At 37.5% G+C, this 20,670-nt stretch carries 23 protein-coding genes and 1 pseudogene; 21 read left to right on the top strand and 3 right to left on the bottom strand.

All coding sequences use genetic code 11. The annotated features are described in order from the left end of the window. Positions 1 to 8: 8 nt before the first annotated feature. The 5 genes from V7150_RS16705 (at position 9) to V7150_RS16685 (ending at position 2,299) form a co-directional block, all read left to right on the top strand. On the top strand, positions 9 to 365 hold the full coding sequence (locus tag V7150_RS16705; protein WP_335520653.1) for a hypothetical protein: 357 nt from the start codon (positions 9 to 11) through the stop codon (positions 363 to 365). Positions 366 to 951: 586 nt separating this feature from the next. Further along, positions 952 to 1,107, top strand: coding sequence for a hypothetical protein (locus tag V7150_RS16700; protein WP_335520650.1), 156 nt, complete (start codon positions 952 to 954; stop codon positions 1,105 to 1,107). An 11-nt stretch (positions 1,108 to 1,118) separates the two neighbouring features. Next, positions 1,119 to 1,475, top strand: a complete 357-nt coding sequence (gene cdiI, locus V7150_RS16695) for a ribonuclease toxin immunity protein CdiI (protein ID WP_335520647.1) — start codon at positions 1,119 to 1,121, stop codon at positions 1,473 to 1,475. Between the two features lie 155 nt (positions 1,476 to 1,630). Beyond that, positions 1,631 to 1,780, top strand: coding sequence for a hypothetical protein (locus V7150_RS16690; RefSeq protein ID WP_335520645.1), 150 nt, complete (start codon positions 1,631 to 1,633; stop codon positions 1,778 to 1,780). A 27-nt stretch (positions 1,781 to 1,807) separates the two neighbouring features. Continuing rightward, positions 1,808 to 2,299, top strand: a complete 492-nt coding sequence (locus tag V7150_RS16685) for a hypothetical protein (protein ID WP_335520642.1) — start codon at positions 1,808 to 1,810, stop codon at positions 2,297 to 2,299. Between the two features lie 208 nt (positions 2,300 to 2,507). Here the strand turns inward: V7150_RS16685 and V7150_RS16680 are convergent, their stop codons facing one another. Further along, positions 2,508 to 2,822, bottom strand: coding sequence for a hypothetical protein (locus V7150_RS16680; RefSeq protein WP_335520639.1), 315 nt, complete (start codon positions 2,820 to 2,822; stop codon positions 2,508 to 2,510). A 517-nt stretch (positions 2,823 to 3,339) separates the two neighbouring features. Between V7150_RS16680 and V7150_RS16675 the strand changes: the two genes are divergently transcribed. From V7150_RS16675 to V7150_RS16625, 10 genes are all read left to right on the top strand, one after another. Then, the gene (locus tag V7150_RS16675; protein ID WP_335520636.1) at positions 3,340 to 4,014 is read left to right on the top strand and encodes a response regulator transcription factor; all 675 of its coding nucleotides are present in this window, start codon (positions 3,340 to 3,342) and stop codon (positions 4,012 to 4,014) included. Further along, positions 4,011 to 5,357, top strand: a complete 1,347-nt coding sequence (locus V7150_RS16670) for a HAMP domain-containing sensor histidine kinase (protein WP_335520634.1) — start codon at positions 4,011 to 4,013, stop codon at positions 5,355 to 5,357. Before V7150_RS16675 ends, V7150_RS16670 begins: the two co-directional genes overlap by 4 nt. Before the next feature lie 189 nt (positions 5,358 to 5,546). Beyond that, positions 5,547 to 6,224 (top strand): DUF3995 domain-containing protein, encoded by a 678-nt coding sequence (locus tag V7150_RS16665; RefSeq protein WP_335520631.1) that lies wholly within the window; start codon positions 5,547 to 5,549, stop codon positions 6,222 to 6,224. Positions 6,225 to 6,469: 245 nt separating this feature from the next. Further along, complete coding sequence (locus V7150_RS16660) at positions 6,470 to 7,540, top strand: hypothetical protein (RefSeq protein WP_335520628.1); 1,071 nt, start codon at positions 6,470 to 6,472, stop codon at positions 7,538 to 7,540. 116 nt (positions 7,541 to 7,656) lie between these two features. After that, positions 7,657 to 8,220: a hypothetical protein gene (locus V7150_RS16655; protein ID WP_335520627.1), complete on the top strand. Its 564-nt coding sequence runs from the start codon at positions 7,657 to 7,659 to the stop codon at positions 8,218 to 8,220. Positions 8,221 to 9,014: 794 nt separating this feature from the next. After that, entirely contained in the window at positions 9,015 to 9,680 is a 666-nt protein-coding gene (locus tag V7150_RS16645) for a response regulator transcription factor (RefSeq protein WP_335520624.1), read from the top strand. A 1-nt stretch (position 9,681) separates the two neighbouring features. Then, positions 9,682 to 11,148: a sensor histidine kinase gene (locus tag V7150_RS16640; protein WP_335520621.1), complete on the top strand. Its 1,467-nt coding sequence runs from the start codon at positions 9,682 to 9,684 to the stop codon at positions 11,146 to 11,148. 90 nt (positions 11,149 to 11,238) lie between these two features. Continuing rightward, positions 11,239 to 12,672 (top strand): ABC transporter permease, encoded by a 1,434-nt coding sequence (locus tag V7150_RS16635; protein WP_335520619.1) that lies wholly within the window; start codon positions 11,239 to 11,241, stop codon positions 12,670 to 12,672. Between the two features lie 13 nt (positions 12,673 to 12,685). Next, positions 12,686 to 13,357 (top strand): ABC transporter ATP-binding protein, encoded by a 672-nt coding sequence (locus V7150_RS16630; protein ID WP_335520616.1) that lies wholly within the window; start codon positions 12,686 to 12,688, stop codon positions 13,355 to 13,357. A gap of 1,193 nt (positions 13,358 to 14,550) precedes the next feature. Next, positions 14,551 to 14,688: a phosphotransferase gene (locus tag V7150_RS16625; protein ID WP_335520614.1), complete on the top strand. Its 138-nt coding sequence runs from the start codon at positions 14,551 to 14,553 to the stop codon at positions 14,686 to 14,688. A 593-nt stretch (positions 14,689 to 15,281) separates the two neighbouring features. Here V7150_RS16625 and V7150_RS16620 read toward each other — a convergent pair. After that, entirely contained in the window at positions 15,282 to 15,800 is a 519-nt protein-coding gene (locus tag V7150_RS16620) for a hypothetical protein (RefSeq protein ID WP_335520611.1), read from the bottom strand. 64 nt (positions 15,801 to 15,864) lie between these two features. Between V7150_RS16620 and V7150_RS16615 the strand changes: the two genes are divergently transcribed. Together V7150_RS16615 and V7150_RS16610 are read left to right on the top strand one after the other, a co-directional pair. Next, positions 15,865 to 16,134: a hypothetical protein gene (locus V7150_RS16615; RefSeq protein WP_335520609.1), complete on the top strand. Its 270-nt coding sequence runs from the start codon at positions 15,865 to 15,867 to the stop codon at positions 16,132 to 16,134. A gap of 671 nt (positions 16,135 to 16,805) precedes the next feature. After that, the gene (locus V7150_RS16610; protein WP_335520605.1) at positions 16,806 to 17,033 is read left to right on the top strand and encodes a hypothetical protein; all 228 of its coding nucleotides are present in this window, start codon (positions 16,806 to 16,808) and stop codon (positions 17,031 to 17,033) included. 511 nt (positions 17,034 to 17,544) lie between these two features. Here V7150_RS16610 and V7150_RS26640 read toward each other — a convergent pair. Further along, positions 17,545 to 17,628 (bottom strand): annotated as a pseudogene (locus V7150_RS26640) (recombinase family protein); the annotation flags it as partial. 378 nt (positions 17,629 to 18,006) lie between these two features. Here V7150_RS26640 and V7150_RS16605 point away from each other — a divergent pair. The 4 genes from V7150_RS16605 (at position 18,007) to V7150_RS16590 (ending at position 20,636) form a co-directional block, all read left to right on the top strand. Beyond that, positions 18,007 to 19,287 (top strand): hypothetical protein, encoded by a 1,281-nt coding sequence (locus tag V7150_RS16605; protein ID WP_335520603.1) that lies wholly within the window; start codon positions 18,007 to 18,009, stop codon positions 19,285 to 19,287. Further along, the gene (locus tag V7150_RS16600; RefSeq protein ID WP_335520600.1) at positions 19,284 to 19,580 is read left to right on the top strand and encodes an EscU/YscU/HrcU family type III secretion system export apparatus switch protein; all 297 of its coding nucleotides are present in this window, start codon (positions 19,284 to 19,286) and stop codon (positions 19,578 to 19,580) included. Before V7150_RS16605 ends, V7150_RS16600 begins: the two co-directional genes overlap by 4 nt. Positions 19,581 to 19,622: 42 nt before the next feature. Next, on the top strand, positions 19,623 to 19,937 hold the full coding sequence (locus V7150_RS16595) for a hypothetical protein (protein ID WP_335520597.1): 315 nt from the start codon (positions 19,623 to 19,625) through the stop codon (positions 19,935 to 19,937). Between the two features lie 165 nt (positions 19,938 to 20,102). Next, complete coding sequence (locus V7150_RS16590; protein WP_335520595.1) at positions 20,103 to 20,636, top strand: HEAT repeat domain-containing protein; 534 nt, start codon at positions 20,103 to 20,105, stop codon at positions 20,634 to 20,636. Positions 20,637 to 20,670 lie beyond the last annotated feature (34 nt).

The raw sequence follows: 20,670 nt of genomic DNA, 5'->3' as shown, positions 1-20,670 counted from the left end.
TGACTACAATGATTCCAAGAAGGTTAATAGAAATAGTAAACCAAAATAATATTATTTATACGGTTGTAGCAAATATGGAAAATGATGAAGTTGAAAGTATAGGTGAAATAAGTGAGTTGGAATACTCTTCAATAGCGAAAAATTTATTTGGTGATAAACAAAGCATTGAAAATCTATTTATTAGTCTAAAAGGGCAAATGTTGCCTAGAACTTGGAGGCAAGGTAGAGTAAGTGCCGTAGTGTGTAATCCAAACAAAGATATCGTAGTGGGATTGTTTTACCATGAAAATGCAGATGATCCAATTGCAAAATATCGATATGCAAAGAATTTAAATATGATGATAGAGGACATTTGGCGGAATTAAGAGTAAAATTTTTGATAATTAGTTTAACATTCTTAAAAAGTTTAGTAGTTTTAAAAACCTTGATTGGCTTATTGCCTTTCAAGGTTTCTTTTTTGATAAAATAATCTTTAAGATCACAACATAGGGTACAGGTAATGATATAACAAAATTGACTGCTGATGATATACCAATTGCAAATAGTGGAAAATTTAACTAATTTTTCAATTCCCTTACAAGTAGTGAATTAGACGAACTTTGGAAAGATAAAAAAAATTAGAAAGAAAATTGAACGTCAGCTTAGAGCACCTGGAGGTTTTCATGAGTGGAACTTAGTTTCAAGGGCTCCACAATTTAAGTATTGGAATATTAGTACTGAAGAGATTAGAGATTTAAGAACAGCTATATCTGATGTTAAATTCGTCAATCCAAATGGTGTTCATGGAGGGTTAGGCTCAACTAAAGCGCATAATGAGTTGTTAGCAATAATAGATACTTCTAACGACTATAATACATTCGTTAGACGACTTAATAATTGGGCTAATTATAGACTTAGGGTGGGATTTCGTCTTTACCAGAAGGTCTTAGATTAAAATAGGAGGATACTATAATGGAAAAACAAGGATGGTGGGGGAAAGAAGCTATGCAGAATGGTACTAAAAATGGTAGAACCATCGATGGTGTTGCTAAGAATGGTTTGAAATTCAGAGGATGTATTGATGAAGTTACTGGTGAGGTTACTAACTTCTTCCAAGTGTTAGAATAGGAGAGGGTATAATGGATTTTAAAAATTTAAAGTTAAGGTCAAATGATGAATTAATAGACCTTTACTTTGATTACATTGGAGACTCTAATTTTATCAGAGCATTAGAAGAGTTTAGTATTGGAAATGGGTTTGGTTTACTTGACGTTGGTTGTGAATTTGCTCATAACTTTGAGGAATGGGAGGAAGGGTATTTTGGAGAAAAAGGAGTTCAAATCCTTTTCTCTAATCCATTGCTTGAGGAAGATGAAGAATTTGAAATCAGTGCTAAAGAATTTTTCGATGGTATAAAAAGAGCTGTTATAAAGTTTGGATTATGCAATGCATATTATGAGAATTTGATAAAGCTTATTGAAGAAAGAATCAAGTAGGCATGAAACTGTGATTATTGAAAGGTGATGGAGACATAACATTTGTCATTCATCACTTTTTTTATTATGTGCGGGGTACCCAGTGCCCAGCGAAACCAATACCACAACAATTATAACATGGTGAGGTTCCTACTAATTTAAAGTATACTAAGGTAATGGTAGATTCTTTAAAAGCAGCGGGGTATTCTCAAAAGCAAGCAATGCAAATTGCAAATGAAGCAATCAAACAAAGAATTCAATATGGTTTATTAGGTGGAGAGCCTGTCCCAAGAATACCTGGTAAAATTAATCAAACTAAAAGATAAAAATTTTTTCTGTAAGGATGTGACAAAGTGAAACTAGATAATAATGTGTTAGAGAGAATCAAAAACATAAATTGGTTTGAAACCTGCGGTATGCAAGTAAACATGCAAATTGACATTCCAATAACTTATGTTAACTCATGGGAGGTTGCTAAGGAAACCTATCAACTTCCTGATTGGGAAAATACAACTTTAGAAGCAAGGAATGAATTAACAAGTTTTTTACATGGTAAGTTTCGAGCTCAATATTCAAATTGGAATCAATTAGTAAGAGATGCTAAAACGTTTATTGATGCTGAAGTAATACCAAAAATTAATGTTATAAAAGAAAAAAATGATTTAGACCAAGTATTTATTGATTGTGTTAAATGGGATATTTTAAACGCAATTATGGAAGCAACATTCAAAAATTGTAATCATAGAAATACATTTTTCCTTGATTTACTAACTATTTATGAATTAGGAAATTTTCCTTGCGGTTGGAATGGGAAGTGGCCAGAAGGATCATTATTAGTTTATTAACGATAGCAAATGAAACCATAAGAGATTAATTGTCTCTTATGGGTTTTTCTTTTACTAAACTTACAATGATACTTAGCATTTATAGTCTAGGTGTACGAGATTGGTTGCTAATCAACCACACTTACTACTCAATTTATATCTGTAAAATCAACTTTTGCACCTTTAAACTGAACCCGTTATCATCTGATTATGCTCTTGCTTTTTTGATTTAATGAGTCATGGTTGGCAGCGGGTGCATAATCAATAGTAATTCAATAGCTGTTAGGTGAGGTAGCTTTTCCATAAATTCTTTTAGGTCTTTCTTTGAGTGAAAGGAGAATGCCTCCAGTTCATGGGTCGGATAGAATTGCTGATCTTCTCTTTTAATCACTTGGTACAGTCTTAAGACGTGCATGTTCTCATCTTTACCAGATAAAATCGCTACGCCAATCCGATGGTCCCTAGGGGCAATCGTGAACGCTTCTATATTCATTCCTTCTAAAATTTCATCTGGAAAAATGACATTGTAATCATTAGAACCCATTCAAATCCCTCCTGCATTACCTTCTAAGTTAATTGTAGAGGAATCCTTTTTTTTCATATAGTAAATAACAAATGTTCCTAATTTTGACAAATATTTTTCTGAAGCTTTCATTTCGATGCCCGTTATAAACCGAAGTTAAATGGAATTGTCGAAGGAATAATAGATTTGCTTCTATTGTTGTTATCTGCTGCTTTAACGGACCTAAAGCAGCAGATAAGTTTAAGAGTTCGAAATGGTTTCAATTCCATATAATACTTCAATTTATTTCAGTTAAGATACTTGATTAGTGTCGTTTATCAGTTCGAAAAAGTCTTCCAATAATCCCCTGTCTTCAATTTCTTTTAAAAGCTCATAACCATGCATATCAAGTTCTTGTGCAATTTTAACGAATAGAGGTAAACCTGGTAAGTTGTTATAACGCTGAACATTTTATCTTTATTAATATTATCTTTACGTCAAGAAGCATAATGATAAACTAATATTATGAATATTTGGGCTTTACGAATGGAGAAAAGAGATGAGAAAAAATCTTTTATACATTGAAGACAATAAGGAAATTGGAGCTTGGGTTAGTGAAGATTTAACCGAACGGGGCTATCACGTGATCTGGCTCACTTCGGGAGAAGGCGCAATCGGTCATATGGAGATTGCTGATCTCGTGATTCTTGATATTATGCTTCCAGGTTTGGACGGTTTTTCAATCGGACAGCGGCTGAAAAAGGAGTTTCCAAAGACGCCAATTTTATTGCTTTCTGCTAGATCCTCAATTGACGATAAACTACAAGGCCTTCATTTTGCTGATGATTATGTAACGAAACCATTCCATCCAGATGAGTTGGCAGCACGGGTGGAAGTGCTGTTAAGACGGTTCGGAAAGATATCACCACCGCTTATTCAACTTGCCCATCTTAGTATTCATTTAGATCAAAACATTATTGTCGATTCAAGATCGAATGCTGAAATTATTCTAACGGCAAAGCAATTTCAAATTTTCACGTATTTGCTTCGCCACCCAAACCAAATTCTCACAAAAGAACAAATTTATGAAGCGGTATGGGGGAGTCCCTATATGGAAGGGGATAAAACATTAATGGTACATATTCGTCATTTACGTGAAAAAATAGAGAAAAATCCGAGCCAACCTCAAATTATTGAAACGATCAGGGGAATTGGCTACAGGGTGAAACAATGAAAATCCGACAATCCCTATTAATGAAGTATTTGCTGATTATTACCGGAGCACTTATCTTATGGCCTTTAGTCTTGCCTATTTATTATATTCCCAAGGAATTCCTAGACAAAGAAATAAAACAAAAAATAATGTACCTTGATACAGAGAAACTGGAACAAATGTGGCATCGCGAAGCTAGCAAGTTGAATGGTGCGACGCCTGAAAAAATTAACAAAAGGCTTCAAACGTTGAAAGAACAATATTCAATGGCAACTATGTTCTGGGTGGATGCGGATGGCAATACCAAGCTTATGTCGCCTAATCAAATAAATATCCCAAATCAATGGACGCTTCAAGACAGCGTTGAATTTATGAAAAAAAGTGTCGGTACAGGTCCGTTTACAATTGTGTCATATATCGGCGGCGATTCAAACCAAGGGTTTATGGTTTTTCAAGTGCCGCGTTCACTTACGGAACCGCTGTCTGCGTCCGCCATTGATGACATGTACTTACTCGTATTCGCTTTTCTCGTTTTCGCACTATTTCTATTTATCTCTTGGTTATTTTTCTCTAAAATTCGAAGACGTCTCGTTCAGCTTCAAACCGCGATGACTGAAGCTGGTGAGACAGGAATTCCAGACAAAGTTGCAATTTCGAAAATAGACGAAATTGGGCAATTGGGACAGGCGTTTAATCATATGATTGACGAGCTGACAAAAAGCAGAAAACGTGAACAAGAGGAAGAGGCTCTTCGAAAGCAGCTGATTGCCAATATATCACACGATTTGCGCACGCCTCTTACAACCATACGTGGACACGCCTATTCATTACAGAAAGAGTCTTTATCTCCCAAAGGTGAAGAATCGCTTCATTTAATTGAAAGCAAAGTGGATATGTTAAGTCAATTACTTGATAACCTTCTTTCCTATACGCTGTTATCGGCAGGGAAATATACCATAAAGCAGAAAGAGACGGATATGATGCGGTTGATTCGTGCTTCTCTTGTGAGTTGGTATCCCGTCTTTGAAAAGGAAGGATTTGAAGTCGATGTCCGTTGGCCGGAAAAAGGATTGGTTTGGAATGTCGATCCACAATGGTTCACACGGATCATAGATAATTTGTTCCAGAACGTAGTTAGGCACGCGAAATCAGGGCGATATGTCGGCGTCCATACCGAAGAAAAAGAAGGTAGAAACGTTGTTGTTATTGAAGACAGAGGACCTGGAATGAACAACGGCTCTCATGAGAAAGGAGCCGGAATTGGTCTATCCATCGTTTCACTTATGCTAAAGGAAATGAACCTAGATTGGACAATCGAAAGTTCCTCTAGCGGAACAAGAATTTATTTACATGAAAAAAATTAAACGAAATTTAAACTCGACCCTACCTTCATTTTAACCTTCGATGGTTAGTATGAAGGTAGGGTTTGCTTATGCTAAGTATTTGGTATTTGCTGCCACTCTATTATCTTCGAAGACGTGGTCAGTCCAATTATTGTGGGATCATCGATTAACGCTTCATACTATTTTATAAAAATGGAGGGGTAAGAATATATGCAAAAAACAATTATCAATAAATTATCAACACATGATGAATTGAATTTCTTTGAACGTTTTACAAAATCTTCTGTATGGCCTGCTTACGTTGGTTGTTTGCTTGCGTTCATATACGCAGTTTTCGTCCGGTTTTATCAAGCTGCTGGCGGAATGATTGGCATGCCGGGTAAAATGAAAGATCCCACAATGATTTACATGGGAAGTTACTTCGCTGGAGTCGCAATTATGTTCTGTGGATTTGCTTTAATTGCGCTTACTAAGCCTTGGAGTAGGATCGTTCAGCTACAGGTACCGTTGATTGGAGGCAGAAAGATTCATCCACTTATTGTATTGACTCCCACTCTTGTTGGTACTGCCTTTTTAATTGCGCACGGAGTGAGTGGAATGATTACAAGAGCGCTCCTGTTGGCCGGTATCATTACACTGGATTTTCCTGGGTTTGTAGAAGTAAATGTTCGTGAACTAGCATTATGGGAATTTTTTTTCTACGAACCGTGGTTTGTCCTTTTGGGTATTATGGCAGGCTTAACTGCCGCCCATTATGCGCAAGCTTCTGGGATTCGACAATCAACATTCAGACGAGGTACCATCCTTATTTTGATTATGGTTTTTCTCTTAACAGCACTTTTTGTGGCGTCTATCATTTTTGATTTCACTGATAAATTAAGCTTTTAAATGTCAACTTAACTAGGTGCATCATAAGCAGAATCCATGCCTATTAGATAAATCACTATGACCGCATAGTAATTAGGTGAAATTCTGCGTTTTTTTTTAATAAGTAGGGCACTCAGTTTATGAATCTACGATTTTGCATATAGAAGATGACCAAGAAATTGGTTCATCGGTAAGCGAATTTTCAACAGATTGTAGAAATGAATGTAAGTACATTATTTAAAGTAAAGTAGAAAAGGATGATTACAATGAATTCTCCATCGCCATTAATAAAGATGGATACTGAAAAAGGTGTAAAACGTTGGCATTCTTGGATTGGATACATGGCAGCTGTCTGGTCATTACTCTATGGGGCTATGCATCTTTATTGGTTAATTCGAGGAGAAGGATATCCTTTTAAAAATGAAGGCGTGGGAATGTTTTCGGCAATAATCACTTATCTCCCCGCTCAAATGGGAGGCATCATTTTAGTTATTTTTTGTCTCATAGGTTTTGTTATAGGCATTGCCATGCAAAGATCGCGAGAAAGAGTGCTTCCCGGGTGGCTGGTTCTCATATTTGCCTGGGTATTCGCAGCAGTTTTGCTCCTCTTTATTCCAGATGCTAGTTTGATAGCTGTCATGGCTTATGCTTTCTTGATTAAATTTGCGTTCAACTGGTTAATGTTCAATCAAATCATTTGTATTATAGGTGCGCTTCTTTGGATCTTTACTGCTATTGTCTATTATCGAAGAATCCGCAATGCCTGTGAATACTGCGGTCGGACGGAGGACAGACAACCTTCTTTGCTCGTGCATTGGAGTCGGTGGATTACTATAATTGCCGCCCTTGCTCCGCTTCCTTATGCACTTACACGTTTTGCCTGGGCACTAAATATCCCTCTCGGAGTTGATGCGCGGTTCTTACAGGACTTTTCTAACGTAAATCCGATGGCTAATATTACAGAATGGGTATTTGGAACAGTTTGTATAGGTGGTGGTCTTCTCACACTTGGATTGATTCAGAAATGGGGTGAAGTTTTCCCTCGCTGGCTCCCGTTCATCGGTGGAAAAAGAGTGCCCATCCTTTTAGCGGTCATTCCTGCGTCGATTGTAGCGATTGCTGTAACAGCAGCTGGATTTGTCTCTACCTTTACTTTTTTCACTGTTAAATTTAACCTCATGCCAGCCGACGACATCTTGCTCAGCTCAATCGGAGGTACCGTCGGGCCGATGCTTTTCTGGGTCCCATGGGGAATAACGCTTGGTCTTGCTGCTATCGCCTACTACTATCGCCGGCGTGGCCGATGTCTCCATTGTGGAAGAGATCATAACGCTTAACGTGAACGTCAGGGGCCTTTCCATTCCATATGTTTAATAGACTGGCAACTCAAACATTTTAGGTAAATTTTAAAACTAATAGGATTCATTTCTTAAACGAGAAGGGAGAATGTCTTTTGAGCTTAAAACATGAGAAACATATGAGATCAGAAATAGCTGATAAAACTTATTCGACTAAAGGATGGGGCTATGTTGCAGCTCTTGCATTGTTGCCGTATGCAATTTTAAAATCGCTTTGGGCATGGGGTTCAACGGTAGGACTTACAACAAAACAAGCTGTACAAGATGTAGCAGGGTTTGGTGATACATTAAAGGAAGGACCTGCTTTTCTATATACGTTATATACCATCGGAATAGATTTCACAGCTATCTTGGCGATACTGGCATCTTTATTTGCTTTAGCTCTCGTGACTTCCTGGGGTGAGAAACTACCAAAATGGTTATTAATTATATCAGGATGGTCAGTTGGGGTGTTGACAGTTCTAATTAGCTTCTTGACAGCTCTTCAATTTTTAGGAGTGCTTCCAAAAGGATACACCGAAGGATTAGCCATTTGGGTGTATGTGGTAACGTACGGAGGATTGTTCTTGTGGGGAGTAACTGTATTTATTGCGACTCTGTCGTACCAGCATCGGATTAAAAACAAACAAACTCCTGAAAAAAGGTATTTTATGCAATAATCTACTTCAAGTACTTGTCTTGAATATCCTTCCAGTTTTGGTATTTCGGGACAATTTTCAACAATCGGGCGCTTTTCTGAAATAAGGAAAGAGTCTTTCTTCATGAAAAGGGCCAGATTGTTGAATAAGCTTTTTGAACAGGGAGGACTCGTATGGGAGGATTATTTAATAAAGGGATTTTAAGGATGGTAACTGTAGATTTAAAAAAAGTTGCACCGTTTATAAAAAAGTTAAACCGTTTTGAAAAAAGTTGACCGTTTTACCCCTTTGGATATGATTGCTAAAGGGGTGTTTTTATGTCCAAAAGAAGAATATCTAAAATTGAGAAGTGGATTAAAAAGGTATAGGCTATGGAATTGATACGGAGTATAAAAACAATTCAATATGTAGCTTCATTGGTCGTTCCACTCGTTTAAAAAGAATAAAAACAGGAAGGATACATGAATTTTTATCAGATTTGGAACGAAATTACTTTTTTCGACTGAATTTTCTGATACTATAGCAGATATTAGAAAACAGTTTCCTTTGTTGCTAAAGAGGAAACGATATTGATAGCAGTAGAACTTGGAATTAGGCATCCTAGAAATCCGAAAACAGGAGAGCTTATTATGATGACCACTTGGATTCGGATTCAACTTTATGATGTTTCTGAATGACTGCCTAAACGAAAACTAACTGAAAAGCAGTTGATTTAGTTCCATTGCTATACAGACCTTGAGTCCAGTGTATAAAAATATTGTACTTCACACAAACCACATATAAAGCAGCTATAGTGTTCTTAGGTAGGTGAATTCATGAACCAGAGAATATTAGTGATTGAAGATGATTTAGATATTCAAGAGTTAATTAGAGAGTTTTTAGTTTCTCAAGATTACGAAGTCGATACGGCACAAGATGGCCTAGAAGGTATCGGGATGTTTCAAAATGGTCATTATGACCTTGCTATTCTAGATGTGATGCTGCCAAATATGGATGGATATAGTATTTGTAAAATCATTCGCAATAAATCTTTAGTACCAATTATTATGCTGACGGCATTAGGAGAGGAGAAAGATCAGGTTAAAGGATTTGAATTGGGAGTCGATGATTATATTACAAAGCCTTTTTCTTTTAATGTCTTTATTAAAAGGGTAGAAGCCCTATTGAGAAGATCGCATAGCCCACTTTCTCTATCACGGGTGATTCGAGTGAAAGAAATGGTAGTTGACCTCGATGGGTACAAGGTTTCTGTAAATGGGGAGGAAGTTGAATTAACAACGAAGGAGTTTGAGATTTTAGCTGTTTTGTTAGAAAATAACGGGAAAGTGCTGACGCGGGAAAGCTTACTGGACAAAGCTTGGGGATATGATTTTTATGGCGATACGAGAGTGGTTGATACTCATATTAAAAATTTGCGAAAAAAGCTGGGTGTTCCATACATTAAAACATTGAAAGGAGTCGGATACAAATTTGATGTTTAAGATGAGACGAAAAGGTATTACGTTGAAAATTTTCCTTATCACAAGTGCTTTGCTTGCGGTGACAGCGAGCTTCATATATTTGATTTTATATTTTTTCCTCCCGTCTTATTATTACAAATATAAGACGAGTACCTTAGAAGAAGGAACGGCACAACTCGTGCAGGATGTAGAGAAGTTGTCTATTGAAGAAGCAAGAGCTAAACTGGACAGTTTCGCGCAAAAGTATAATGTAGCTCTCATCATACAGGACAAATATGGTCAAGTTCTTTATTTCCCTTCAAGTTTTATACCAAGACTTAATATTACAATTCCAAGTTCACCTCCACCTCCACTTCAATTTGGAGCCGTAATCCCAGGAGGCAAACTCCAATCCATAAGAGGAGAAGGGATTCCTGAGGTTTATACAATTCAAAAGCCTATCGCTTTTACAGATGGACAATTCATCGCTAGTATTACTGCAACATTGCAGCCAATCGATGAAGCGTCAAATGCTATACTCATGTTTACTCCATACATTGTCATTATCATTATTGTAGTCTCTGTTGGTGGAGCTTTGCTGTATGCAAGGATTATTGCTCACCCTTTGTTGAAAATCAATCACGCGGCAAAGCATCTGGCAAATTTGGATTTCACACAAGTATGTAAAATACGCTCCCGAGATGAAATTGGGGAGCTGTCTAATAGTTTAAATGAATTATCGTATAACCTGCAGCAAACGATGTCCGAATTACAGGAAGCAAATGAAAAGCTTAAAGATGATATTCAAAAGGAACGAGAAATGGAAGGAAAACGTAGAGAATTTATTGCTACTATTTCTCATGAATTGAAGTCTCCCATTACAGCTGTAATGGGACAATTGGAAGCGATGATTTATGGAATAGGAGTATATAAAGACCGAGATAAATATTTAAAACGATCGCTGGCGATTATGCAAGATATGCAGAATTTAGTGAATGAGGTGCTTGAGGTTTCTAGGCTTGAAACGTATGATTTTTCTCCGAAGCTTAGTCAGGTGAATATATCTGATACGGTCAAGAACATTATTCAGCGCTTAGAATATTTCAGTACTGCAAAATCCATTGAGATGCAAACCGATATACAAGATGAGCTGTATGTGCTGGCGGATCAGAAGCTGTTGGAGAAGGCCGTTAATAATATTGTAAACAATGCAGTTAAATACTCGCCTCAAGGAGAGCAAGTGCAGGTAAGCTTATCTGAAGAACAAGAGCATATTGCTTTATACGTATTAAATACAGGCGTACAAATCGAAGAATTAGAATTGGAGAAAGTTTTTCAACCGTTTTATCGAATCGAGAAATCACGGAATCGGAACACAGGAGGCAGCGGTTTAGGATTATTTATTGTAAAACGCATATTGGAAATTCACCATGTTTCCTTTGTGTTGCAAAATACGAATGATGGTGTGTTATTTGTTATACAGTTTCCAAAAGAAGTCTCATCGGCATGAGGCTTCTTTTTCTTTGCATAAACCACATATTCACTTCATACGAACTCCATCTAGAAAATCTATCATATAGGTGAAAAGGAGGTATAATGAATGAATTTCATAAAAAGAGCTTTATTAAGTGTAAAAGCAAGGAAAGGAAGAACCTTTATCACCCTTATTATCTTTATGATAATATGCAACCTTGTCCTTGCCGGATTCGCCATTCGTTCGGCAACAGAAAAAGCAAGCGAACTTGCGCGGCAAAAGCTTGGCAGTGAGGTAACACTGGAACCGGATATGGATAAGATTATCCAAAAGCTGCAGAAAGATTCGACGGGAAGAATTCATATTGATCCGTTAACGGAGCAGATGGCAGGAAAATTAGCGAAATTGGATCATGTAAAGTCGTACAATTATATTTCCAATACATTCGTGGTAGCAGATGGATTTAAACCGTTCAAAACAAGCAATAACTCACAAAATCAGGACAACGGCACTCAAGTAGCTAGCGCGAGTCCCCCCGGTTTCACTCAACCGGATATTGCGATGGATGGTGTGTTGGATGGAGGACAATTAGCAAGCTTTAAGGATGGAACAAACAAGATTGTAGAAGGGCGGCAAATTACAAAAGACGACGCTGATAAACAAGTAGTGGTAATTGAGAAGCACCTTGCCGAGGAGAATAACTTGAAGGTCGGAAGCAAGGTAAAAGTGAAATCTGTAGACGATAAAACAAGTGGTGAGTTTGAAGTAGTAGGTATTTACGAAACGAGCGGCAGCAGTCAGCAGCCGATGGGAATGGATATGCCGATGATGAATCCGTATAACAAGATGTATGCTCCTTATAAAGCTTCTCTAAAGGTAACTCCGAAATTCGAAGATCAGGAGCCTGGTATTAGCCAAGTTGTGTATTACTTGGATGATCCGAAAAATACCGAAGCCTTTAAAGCGGCGGCAAAAAAACAAAACATCGATTTTGATACGTTCAAATTGGATGCAAAAGATGAGGCATACAAGAAGATGATGGGACCAATCGAAAATGTGGCTTCTTTCTCTAAGACCGTTGTGTATATAGTAGCAATTGCAGGCGCGGTAATTTTAGGTTTGATTGTGTTGTTATCGATTAAGGAACGAAGATACGAAATGGGAGTGCTGTTGTCCATCGGGGAACGAAAAGGAAAGTTGATCGGACAGTTTTTGGCGGAAATTTTACTGATTGGGTCGTTTGCCTTCGCACTTTCCCTGTTTACAGGAAATGTGCTTTCGCAAATGGTAGGAGATAGTCTCTTGCAAAAAGAAATTGCTGTGTCCCAGCAACAAGAAAAAGAGCAGCCAATGCAAGGAACGGTTCACGTAATCGGACCAGGTGGACCGCAAGAAAATATTAATGTGGATGCAATCGATCACATTGATGTAAGTGCGACAGCAAATGATATACGAAATCTCGGACTAGTCGGGCTGATTATTGCGATTTTTGCTACAATTATTCCTTCACTGTCGATTTTACGATTGCATCCTAAAACGATTTTGACGAAGACTGAGTGAGGTGGTGTATATGATGAGTACTGTATTAGCATTCGAAAATGTAAGCTATTCATATCAAAGCGGAGGAAAGGAAGTTCGAATTTTAGATCATGTGAGTTTTCCGTTTGATGAAGGAAGATTCTATACGATTCTTGGACCATCAGGCTCAGGTAAAACAACTGCTCTTGCCTTGGCTAGTGCGCTTGATGTGCCGCAGAACGGAAAAGTTTTGTTTCGAGGGAAAAACATCAAACAAATCGGATTAGAAAGGTATAGGAATAAGCATATCGCCATTGTGTTCCAAGCATATAATTTGATTCCTTATATGACAGCACTGCAAAATGTAGTGACAGCTATGGATATTCGGAAAAATAAGGCGAAAGATAAGAAGGGACAAGCATTAGAGATTTTGCGAAAAGTGGGGCTTTCCGAAGAAGAAGTTGGAAGAAATGTAATGAAGCTAAGTGGTGGACAGCAGCAGCGCGTTGCGATAGCGAGAGCATTGTCATGTGATGTAGATATTATTTTGGCAGATGAGCCGACCGGGAACTTAGACGAGAATACAGCGAGGGATATTATTGAGATTTTGAAAGAGCTGGCGCATGAAGAGGGAAAATGTGTAATAGTGGTAACCCATTCTAATGAAGTCGCTAAACAATCAGATATTATCCTTCGATTGAAACAAAAGAATTTAGTTAGAGACTGATGCCACAAGGTATCAATCTTTCAGTTTATCAACAAACTGAACCCAGCTATGAATGTTTTTTTTGTAGCTCAATCCGTGAAAAGTATAATTATATAAAAAATAAAACGGGTCATTTTAAAAGGATTTATTTCATGTTATGACCCGTTTTTACGTTTATCTAGCATAATTGCCCATATTCGGAGATAAAAAGGTTTTGGAAGAGGACGTAATAAACCTTGCAAATTATTGGGGTATTGAAATTTAAGGAGTTGACCCTGTTCAACGGGTGCTTATCTTCAATAAGTTCTTCCATAATCGGGATAAAACTTAGATTTTTAAACGACTTTATTGCTAAAGCATCCTTTATAAAAAAATTTAACAACTTTATTTTACCCCCATCCAAAACAGGATGGGGGTATGCATGTTAGAAGTATTAAACTTAAATAACTTATTGTAATCTTGACATTTCCTTATTGCGGGTGGTGACAGCTTCGCTGGTACTACCCCTAAAGGGGTGTTTTTATAGTGAAAAGGAAAAGAACATCTGAAGTTGAAAAGTAGATTAAGGAACTGTTGAGTGACAATAAAGTTGTTCCGTTAAAGGGCCATTTTATGGAATAACTCTTTATAAGATAATTGGATATATTTTATGTTAGAGAAGTTTGTGAAGAATTGTAATGTTTTGTTAGCTGATGGGCATGGGATGGAACCCCTATAGAGCTCTACCAACAATATGTGGAAAACACCCGTGCTAAGATAATTTTGAATCAAAAGCATCAGTTCTTGGCTTTTTTCTTACATTATCCAACTCGACATTGGGAATATTGACTATTAAAGGAGATGATTCATTTGGAAAATAATAATAACAGTAATAACAGCGGTTCGGTAGGACCGTCTAATCCAAGTCATGGTGAGGACAGACCACCCATAGAGCCAACACCGACACCGACACCAACACCAACGCCGAACCAACACCAACACCGACACCAACGCCGACACCAAGGCCAACAGGACCGGGACCTACAGGGCCACAGGGATGACTGTGCCGAAACGGGCCTAAAGATGACGTCCATGCTGGGTGTATAACAGACAAGGATGGGATCCAGATGCCCATCCCTTGTGATCTGTTTGAGAATGCTGACAAAGTGGAGATTACACGAATGCAACTTTCTTACTGGATGGATTTCATCCTTTAATAGTTGTTAAAGTGGCTAATGCATTCTAAATTGGACTGGGTTTTAACGCATGGTGATTTTGGAATGCACAATGTGTTATACACTGAAGACAATGTCCTTACTGTTTTAGAGTGGGAATGGTCTGAATGGGCGAACCCTTTAAATGATGTAGGTTAGGTATGCTGGTTTACAAAACTTTACTATCCCGAACATGCCAATTCATTAAACAGCCTTTTTATTGAAAAATATATAACCAATAACCCTTTTTCATATCTTCCGAATCATTAAAGGGTTATTGTGTTTATAAAGTATGGAAAATCTTACATAAGATTAACAAGGCACCATTAGAAGTACAGCAGGAGTGGATTAGACGTTTAGAATGGACGATAGAAAAGGATATTTTTAATTTCATCAAATAATTCAACAAAAGGGCGCGATAATTGAAAAAGAAGTAAGAGGTTGATACATATTATACATGACTAATATGTATCAACCTCTATTTTATATGACTTTTTACGAATTAGGTCTTGATAAATTTTAAAGCTACAAAAAAGTTGGATGTGCAAAATATCACTTAAAATAAGCGCAAATACTTCCTAAAATGACAGGTAACGAAAGAATCTAATAAAATCAAAGGCTAGTTAGGTAATTTACAAACGTTACAAAAATACTGGTTTTTGGTAATTGTTGAATGACAATAAAGATGTTTCATTACAAATAAAGTTGTTACATTTACAATAAAGTTTCCCCAACGATACCATTGATAATGGTTATCTGCCACATTGTGCGCAGCTGGATCTTGTTTGTTGCTGATAGACCCAGGTGGCTCCGCCAAGAGCGATACCCAACAACATCCACCCTCCGTAAACCATGGATACCATCAATCCGCTGCCATCGAACCGCACTGGACCATCAGCTAGACCCAGTCCCTGCATAACGGATCCAAATATTGCTAAAAACCCCATAGGAGCAGTCATACAGGTAGCAATCCAACCTCCAGTGATAAGAATCCAGCGAGGAACTTTTTTGCCAGAAAAAAATGGCACCCAACGAGGGAAGATACGCCCCCATCTCTGGACAAGTGCAAGGGAAAGCAATGCACTAGCACCAAAAACTAAAACTTCTCCATACGCAGAATGATGACCGAAGTTTTGACCGCCCCCTAGGGTCCCACCGAGCGACCAGTAAATTTTCAACAAGGGGTATGGAAATGACAGCATAAAAGCAGTATAGCCAATCCATACATTCGATCGAATCTTTCCCTTGATCAAGGACCCGTGGCCACACACGACACATGCACCGCGGGATACACGCTGAAAGGTGACGGTCGTCAAAGCCAACAGTGTTGCCCCTATGAGGCTAACAGTCCGGGTCGCAAACCCTGGCCAGTCCACGACGGGTGGTAAACCAGGTATTCCAAGTACAGCGGCCGTGCGGAGTGCGTCAAAGACGATACCAGCTGATGACCAGACTAATAGAATACAAGCACCCCAAGCACCAATTAGCATGATTAGACGTGGCATGATTCTTATACGCGGCCAACCAATTGATAACAGCAATGCGATCACTCCCAATATTGCAGCGAAAGCCGTAACCCACGTTGGAGCAAACCCCATTGTATAGTCCGGTGCGTGCGGCAAAAAGGATTTCAATATAATTGCGACTAGCGTTACAGTGCATGCCCCGAGTGCAGCCCACGCTCGTAAATAGGATTGTACGACCGATTTTTTTCCAACCGATTTCGCAATCATGGTTGCACCATCCGTCTTGGTAACTTCTTCGCCATTGAGGATCTCCTTATTGATAGTAAAACAGCTCCTTTAAGTTTCAAGATCGTTACCTGTCTTTCGCTATCGTCCATCAATAGCTACAAAATAATCACATATACGCTTAATTTCCATCATGATGCCTTTCCGACATTCCCATTGAAATAGATTACTAAGAACCTTTTAATATTTCCCCTTCTCTATTCTATTCTGTTATTAAATTAAGTTTACATAAACACTTCTTTGGTTAACACAGTCTCAGGTTTTATTTTCCAATACGACTGTGGTCTTAGTTAGGTTTTTTACTAAAAATCAATTTGTACACAAAACAAAAAGCTTGTGAATAGTACCTTTTAAATGTTGAATGACAATAAAGATGTTAATTTACAATAAAGTTGTTTAAAAACACCAGTAAAGTTATTCAATTAAAGGGCGCGATTGTGGCATAACATAAGAAGAAAATGATCAACCTTTTTTATAAAAACCAAACTTAAATCTGCTGAAAATGAATCCATTTTGATCAATCTTTTGTCAAAATGGATTCTTCTTATTTATCGTAAAAAGTGGGTTTGCGAGTTATTTTTGATTAAACTTTATTTCAAAGCTACACTTGGAAAGCAAGGAACGTTCAACCAAGGGCTGTCACCCGAACCGTTTGCTATAAGGCATAAGCTGAAAAGCATTCATCCTTGTGAGGGTAGGGGTATGACTGAGGAAGCTCCTGTAATGGGAGTGGAGGAACAGCCCCAAGTCTAGCGAAATGGAATGATTATTTTCCAAGCGTGCATCGCACCGATCGGGTAGGAACGTGGGGATTTCCACAGTGTGAGCTCTTAGTAGGAAGAGTTGATACTCCTTCTTTTCTAAGGGTAACGAGGAACTTATAGTCTATAGTACACATCGTTAGATGGAACGCGGAATGACGGGAAACTGTCACGTTCCGTGTGGAGCAGGGGAAAAGCTGGAGATCACATCAAACGTTTACCTATTGCTAACTTTTGTTCAATAGGACAATATATAGAATAATGCTTAGATTTTATTGGTCCTGAGCATTTTTTTATAAATTATTATGCTGGTTTGCTTGTTAATTTAAATGCTAATTTTACTGTGATTTTAGCCGCTAATTCGACTTTTACTTCAAAACAGAACCCGTTAGGCAAACTGGTCCATTTTATTTTTATTATAAAAATCAACATAATTAATTATCAGAGCCTTCTTAAAAATACAGAGATAAAAATATATTACTTGTTAGGTGTAGTTCAAGACCTTAGTAACTCTCTTTAGCTTTAAAATAAATTGTACTCCTATGAACGCCCGTCATTTTAACAATATCATTAACGCTTAATCCATTTTATTCACGTTCTGCATACAGCTTCAAAGCCTACAAAATCCTTCTAATCGTACCAGTGATTTTATCAATCTACTTCACCAACGTAGGCTTTAATTGAATATGAAAATATAAAGAAGCGTTTAAGTTTTTTGTGAACTGCCTGTTTTCCTGTTTGCTGCGTCTTAATTTAGTTAGTAACACATCAAGGGTCAAGAAGTTTTAAAAAAGATAAGCAGGAAAGAAAACCCACTTATCTTTTTATATCTTTTAAACCTAATGCTACACAAATTTTTTTGAGAATTTCAATAATAAAATGATATGATTTAATCATGGTAGGATTAAGAGTGTCGATTTCAAGTCTAAACAAATTCAATTGCTTAGGTTAAGGGGTTTTTATAAATGAGTCAAGTACAATTGATATATTCTCTTGCGAATGCGGAAAATATACATAAAGCTTCGCTTTTTTCTCTAAAACCGGGGCTATTGGTATTCGGGAAAGTAGAAAAATTCCTTCAAAACGATACGGCCATTGTCCGGGTTGGGAATGTGCGATTAGTGGCACATATGCAGGCCGCTTTATCGGACGCTGACCGATATTGGTTTGAAGTTCGATCCAGCGGCAATGAGGGAATTGAGCTGAAGGTAGTAGAGGGGATCGGCGAAAATGATTCAGCCCAGCTATTCTTGAAGAGCCTTCATCTGCCTGAAACGAATCGGACTATGCAGTTAGTGGAGTTTTTTTTATCAAAAAATTTACCTTTTTCGAAAGAACGGCTACAAGCAGCTGCATCCTGGATCAATCCCCGATCTGACTCGAGCAAAGAGTTTGCGGCACTTGAGTGGATGTTGAAAAAGGATCTGCCCTTTACAAAACAAATCTTTCAGTCGTTAATGGCTGTCATAGAACCGGAATCCTTCTATCAACAATTGGCGGAAGTAAACAGGTATTTGGATCAACCGTCATTTTCCTCTTTCAAATCAATACAAGAATTAAAACAATTGATTACTTCTATTATAAATAATCATTCAATAAATGAGTTAGGCAATGGTACAGAAGTAAAAAAAATGCTCAAAACCCTGGTCCAGTCATTAGGGCTTGGATATGAAAAAGAAGTGCAGATGTGGGCAAATGGCGGGCAGGATTCGTCGGAGCCAATTTCCTCCTTAAAACCGCTGCTGATGCGGGCGATGACTGAGCTTGAATGCGGCGGCAAGGAGCTGGAGCCGATTTTGCATCGGTTAACAGGCATGCAATTAATCTCGCAAGATCCAACGGGCCAAGTGCAACAGATGGTCATGCAGCTGCCTTTATCATTTGGAGACAAGAATTCCGATATCACCCTTCAGTGGAGAGGTCGAAAAAATAGTAAAGGTCAAATTGATCCCGATTATTGCCGAATCATATTTTATTTGGATTTACAAAGTATGAATGAAACGGTTGTCGACATGCACATTCAAAATAAAGTGATCCATCTTTCCGTCATGAACGACACGAAGGGTATAGAGAGCATTGTGAAGGCTTTTACACCAAAATTAAAGGAAAAGCTCTCAAATATCGGTTATACACTTTCGTTTATTAAAGTGAACCCTTTTGTCGAAAAAAACAAGGTAAAACAGCGGCAAAGAAATCCCATCGAACTTTCGGTGGAGTTATCTCAAAGGGTGGACATTAAAGTATGAGCGAAAAAATGAAAAATAAACATTTGCAAGCTGTGGCCCTTTCCTATGATGTGGTTAACAATGCTGCACCAAAGGTTGTGGCGAAAGGGAAAGGGATTGTTGCTGCCAACTTGATTGAAAAAGCAAAAGAACATCATGTGCCCCTTCAGGAAGACCCTTCGTTGGTAGAGTTATTAAGTCAGCTGCAAATCAATGAGGTCATCCCCGAACAGTTGTATAGTGCAGTAGCGGAGGTTTTTGCCTTTGTTTACAATGTGGACCGGGAACATTCGAAGCCTAAAAAATGTACTTGAGCTAACGTGCAGATTAATTGAACAACGGGGGGAGAATAAATAATGGTTGAAAATTTAGATTTTAATGGTCTTAATGTAACTTACTGTTATGATAAATTTCTCATACAACTAGATAAACCTTTATCTGAGCAAATATGGGAACTTAATGAAGATATTATACAGTTACAAATTGATAACAAGTACACCATAGATTTAGGGTATTATCCATCGCATACCTTAAATGGAAAATTCAAAGTGTGTATTATTAAAGATTCTGAGTGGTCAAATCCTATTTGGATTAAAACCTGTAAATCACAAAACATTTTATTTAATTTACTTCAGGAAGCAATAGATGTAGTTAAGAAGATGTCTCTTTGATTCTAAGCTAAGTTTGTGAATGAATGTACTTAAACTAATTGGCAGGATAGTTGAAGAAGGATTTCTCCAATGATACATAGAATTTTAGTTTAAATATAAAAACCACTTTACATTATTGGAGTTTAATAAATGGTGGTATTTGGAATAGAGAAAGAGGTGAATTAGATGAACAAGAAACCCAAACTCTTCTCCTTTTCAAGAGAAACCGAAGAAAAACACATAAATGCTATGGTTGTTGAACCCGAAAAGCGAGAAATACTTTACGAAATAATTGATTCCTTTATTGAAATAATTGAAAAAGAAAAACTTAATGCAAAATCACTAGAGCCATTTATACAAGGTTTGAAAACAAATGACAAGTACGTATGGGATGTTGCTGGTAGCAGATTGGTTAAATTATCTCATTATTATGATGAAGCCTCCAAAGTAATAAAGGAATTAGCGAATGATAAAAGTGTAAATATAAGGTATAGAGTGATTGCTAGTCTAGAGGGGCATCCACCATTATCGCTTGCCAAAGAATTATTGCAAGAAGGATTAAGGGATAAAAGTAAAAAAGTAAGGGCAAAAACAGCGGATGTAATATTCTTATTAAAACTAACAGAATTACAGGATTCCTTAAAAATTCAGTTAGCTAATGAAAAAGACAATGATGTAAAAAATAGCATTCAGTTTGCACTCAAAGAAATTACAAACTAATTGAACCTTCTTCAACTACCATGAAAATTAACTT

Origin of the sequence: Neobacillus drentensis (genome assembly GCF_036965245.1) — a bacterium.
Taxonomy (GTDB): Bacteria; Bacillota; Bacilli; order Bacillales; family Cytobacillaceae; genus Neobacillus; species Neobacillus drentensis_G.
This window is presented reverse-complemented; position numbering and strand designations above follow the sequence as displayed.

Bases quoted from the DNA above. Each gene is read 5' to 3' on its own strand.
- V7150_RS16665 (WP_335520631.1), top strand. From the start codon at position 5,547: ATGCAAAAAACAATTATCAATAAATTATCAACACATGATGAATTGAAT.
- V7150_RS16625 (WP_335520614.1), top strand. From the start codon at position 14,551: ATGCATTCTAAATTGGACTGGGTTTTAACGCATGGTGATTTTGGAATG.
- V7150_RS16670 (WP_335520634.1), top strand. From the start codon at position 4,011: ATGAAAATCCGACAATCCCTATTAATGAAGTATTTGCTGATTATTACC.
- cdiI (WP_335520647.1), top strand. From the start codon at position 1,119: ATGGATTTTAAAAATTTAAAGTTAAGGTCAAATGATGAATTAATAGAC.
- V7150_RS16705 (WP_335520653.1), top strand. From the start codon at position 9: ATGATTCCAAGAAGGTTAATAGAAATAGTAAACCAAAATAATATTATT.
- V7150_RS16635 (WP_335520619.1), top strand. From the start codon at position 11,239: ATGAATTTCATAAAAAGAGCTTTATTAAGTGTAAAAGCAAGGAAAGGA.
- V7150_RS16595 (WP_335520597.1), top strand. From the start codon at position 19,623: ATGGTTGAAAATTTAGATTTTAATGGTCTTAATGTAACTTACTGTTAT.
- V7150_RS16675 (WP_335520636.1), top strand. From the start codon at position 3,340: ATGAGAAAAAATCTTTTATACATTGAAGACAATAAGGAAATTGGAGCT.
- V7150_RS16640 (WP_335520621.1), top strand. From the start codon at position 9,682: ATGAGACGAAAAGGTATTACGTTGAAAATTTTCCTTATCACAAGTGCT.
- V7150_RS16680 (WP_335520639.1), bottom strand. From the start codon at position 2,822: ATGGGTTCTAATGATTACAATGTCATTTTTCCAGATGAAATTTTAGAA.
- V7150_RS16615 (WP_335520609.1), top strand. From the start codon at position 15,865: ATGAGGCTAACAGTCCGGGTCGCAAACCCTGGCCAGTCCACGACGGGT.
- V7150_RS16690 (WP_335520645.1), top strand. From the start codon at position 1,631: ATGGTAGATTCTTTAAAAGCAGCGGGGTATTCTCAAAAGCAAGCAATG.
- V7150_RS16645 (WP_335520624.1), top strand. From the start codon at position 9,015: ATGAACCAGAGAATATTAGTGATTGAAGATGATTTAGATATTCAAGAG.
- V7150_RS16660 (WP_335520628.1), top strand. From the start codon at position 6,470: ATGAATTCTCCATCGCCATTAATAAAGATGGATACTGAAAAAGGTGTA.
- V7150_RS16605 (WP_335520603.1), top strand. From the start codon at position 18,007: ATGAGTCAAGTACAATTGATATATTCTCTTGCGAATGCGGAAAATATA.
- V7150_RS16630 (WP_335520616.1), top strand. From the start codon at position 12,686: ATGAGTACTGTATTAGCATTCGAAAATGTAAGCTATTCATATCAAAGC.
- V7150_RS16700 (WP_335520650.1), top strand. From the start codon at position 952: ATGGAAAAACAAGGATGGTGGGGGAAAGAAGCTATGCAGAATGGTACT.
- V7150_RS16600 (WP_335520600.1), top strand. From the start codon at position 19,284: ATGAGCGAAAAAATGAAAAATAAACATTTGCAAGCTGTGGCCCTTTCC.
- V7150_RS16590 (WP_335520595.1), top strand. From the start codon at position 20,103: ATGAACAAGAAACCCAAACTCTTCTCCTTTTCAAGAGAAACCGAAGAA.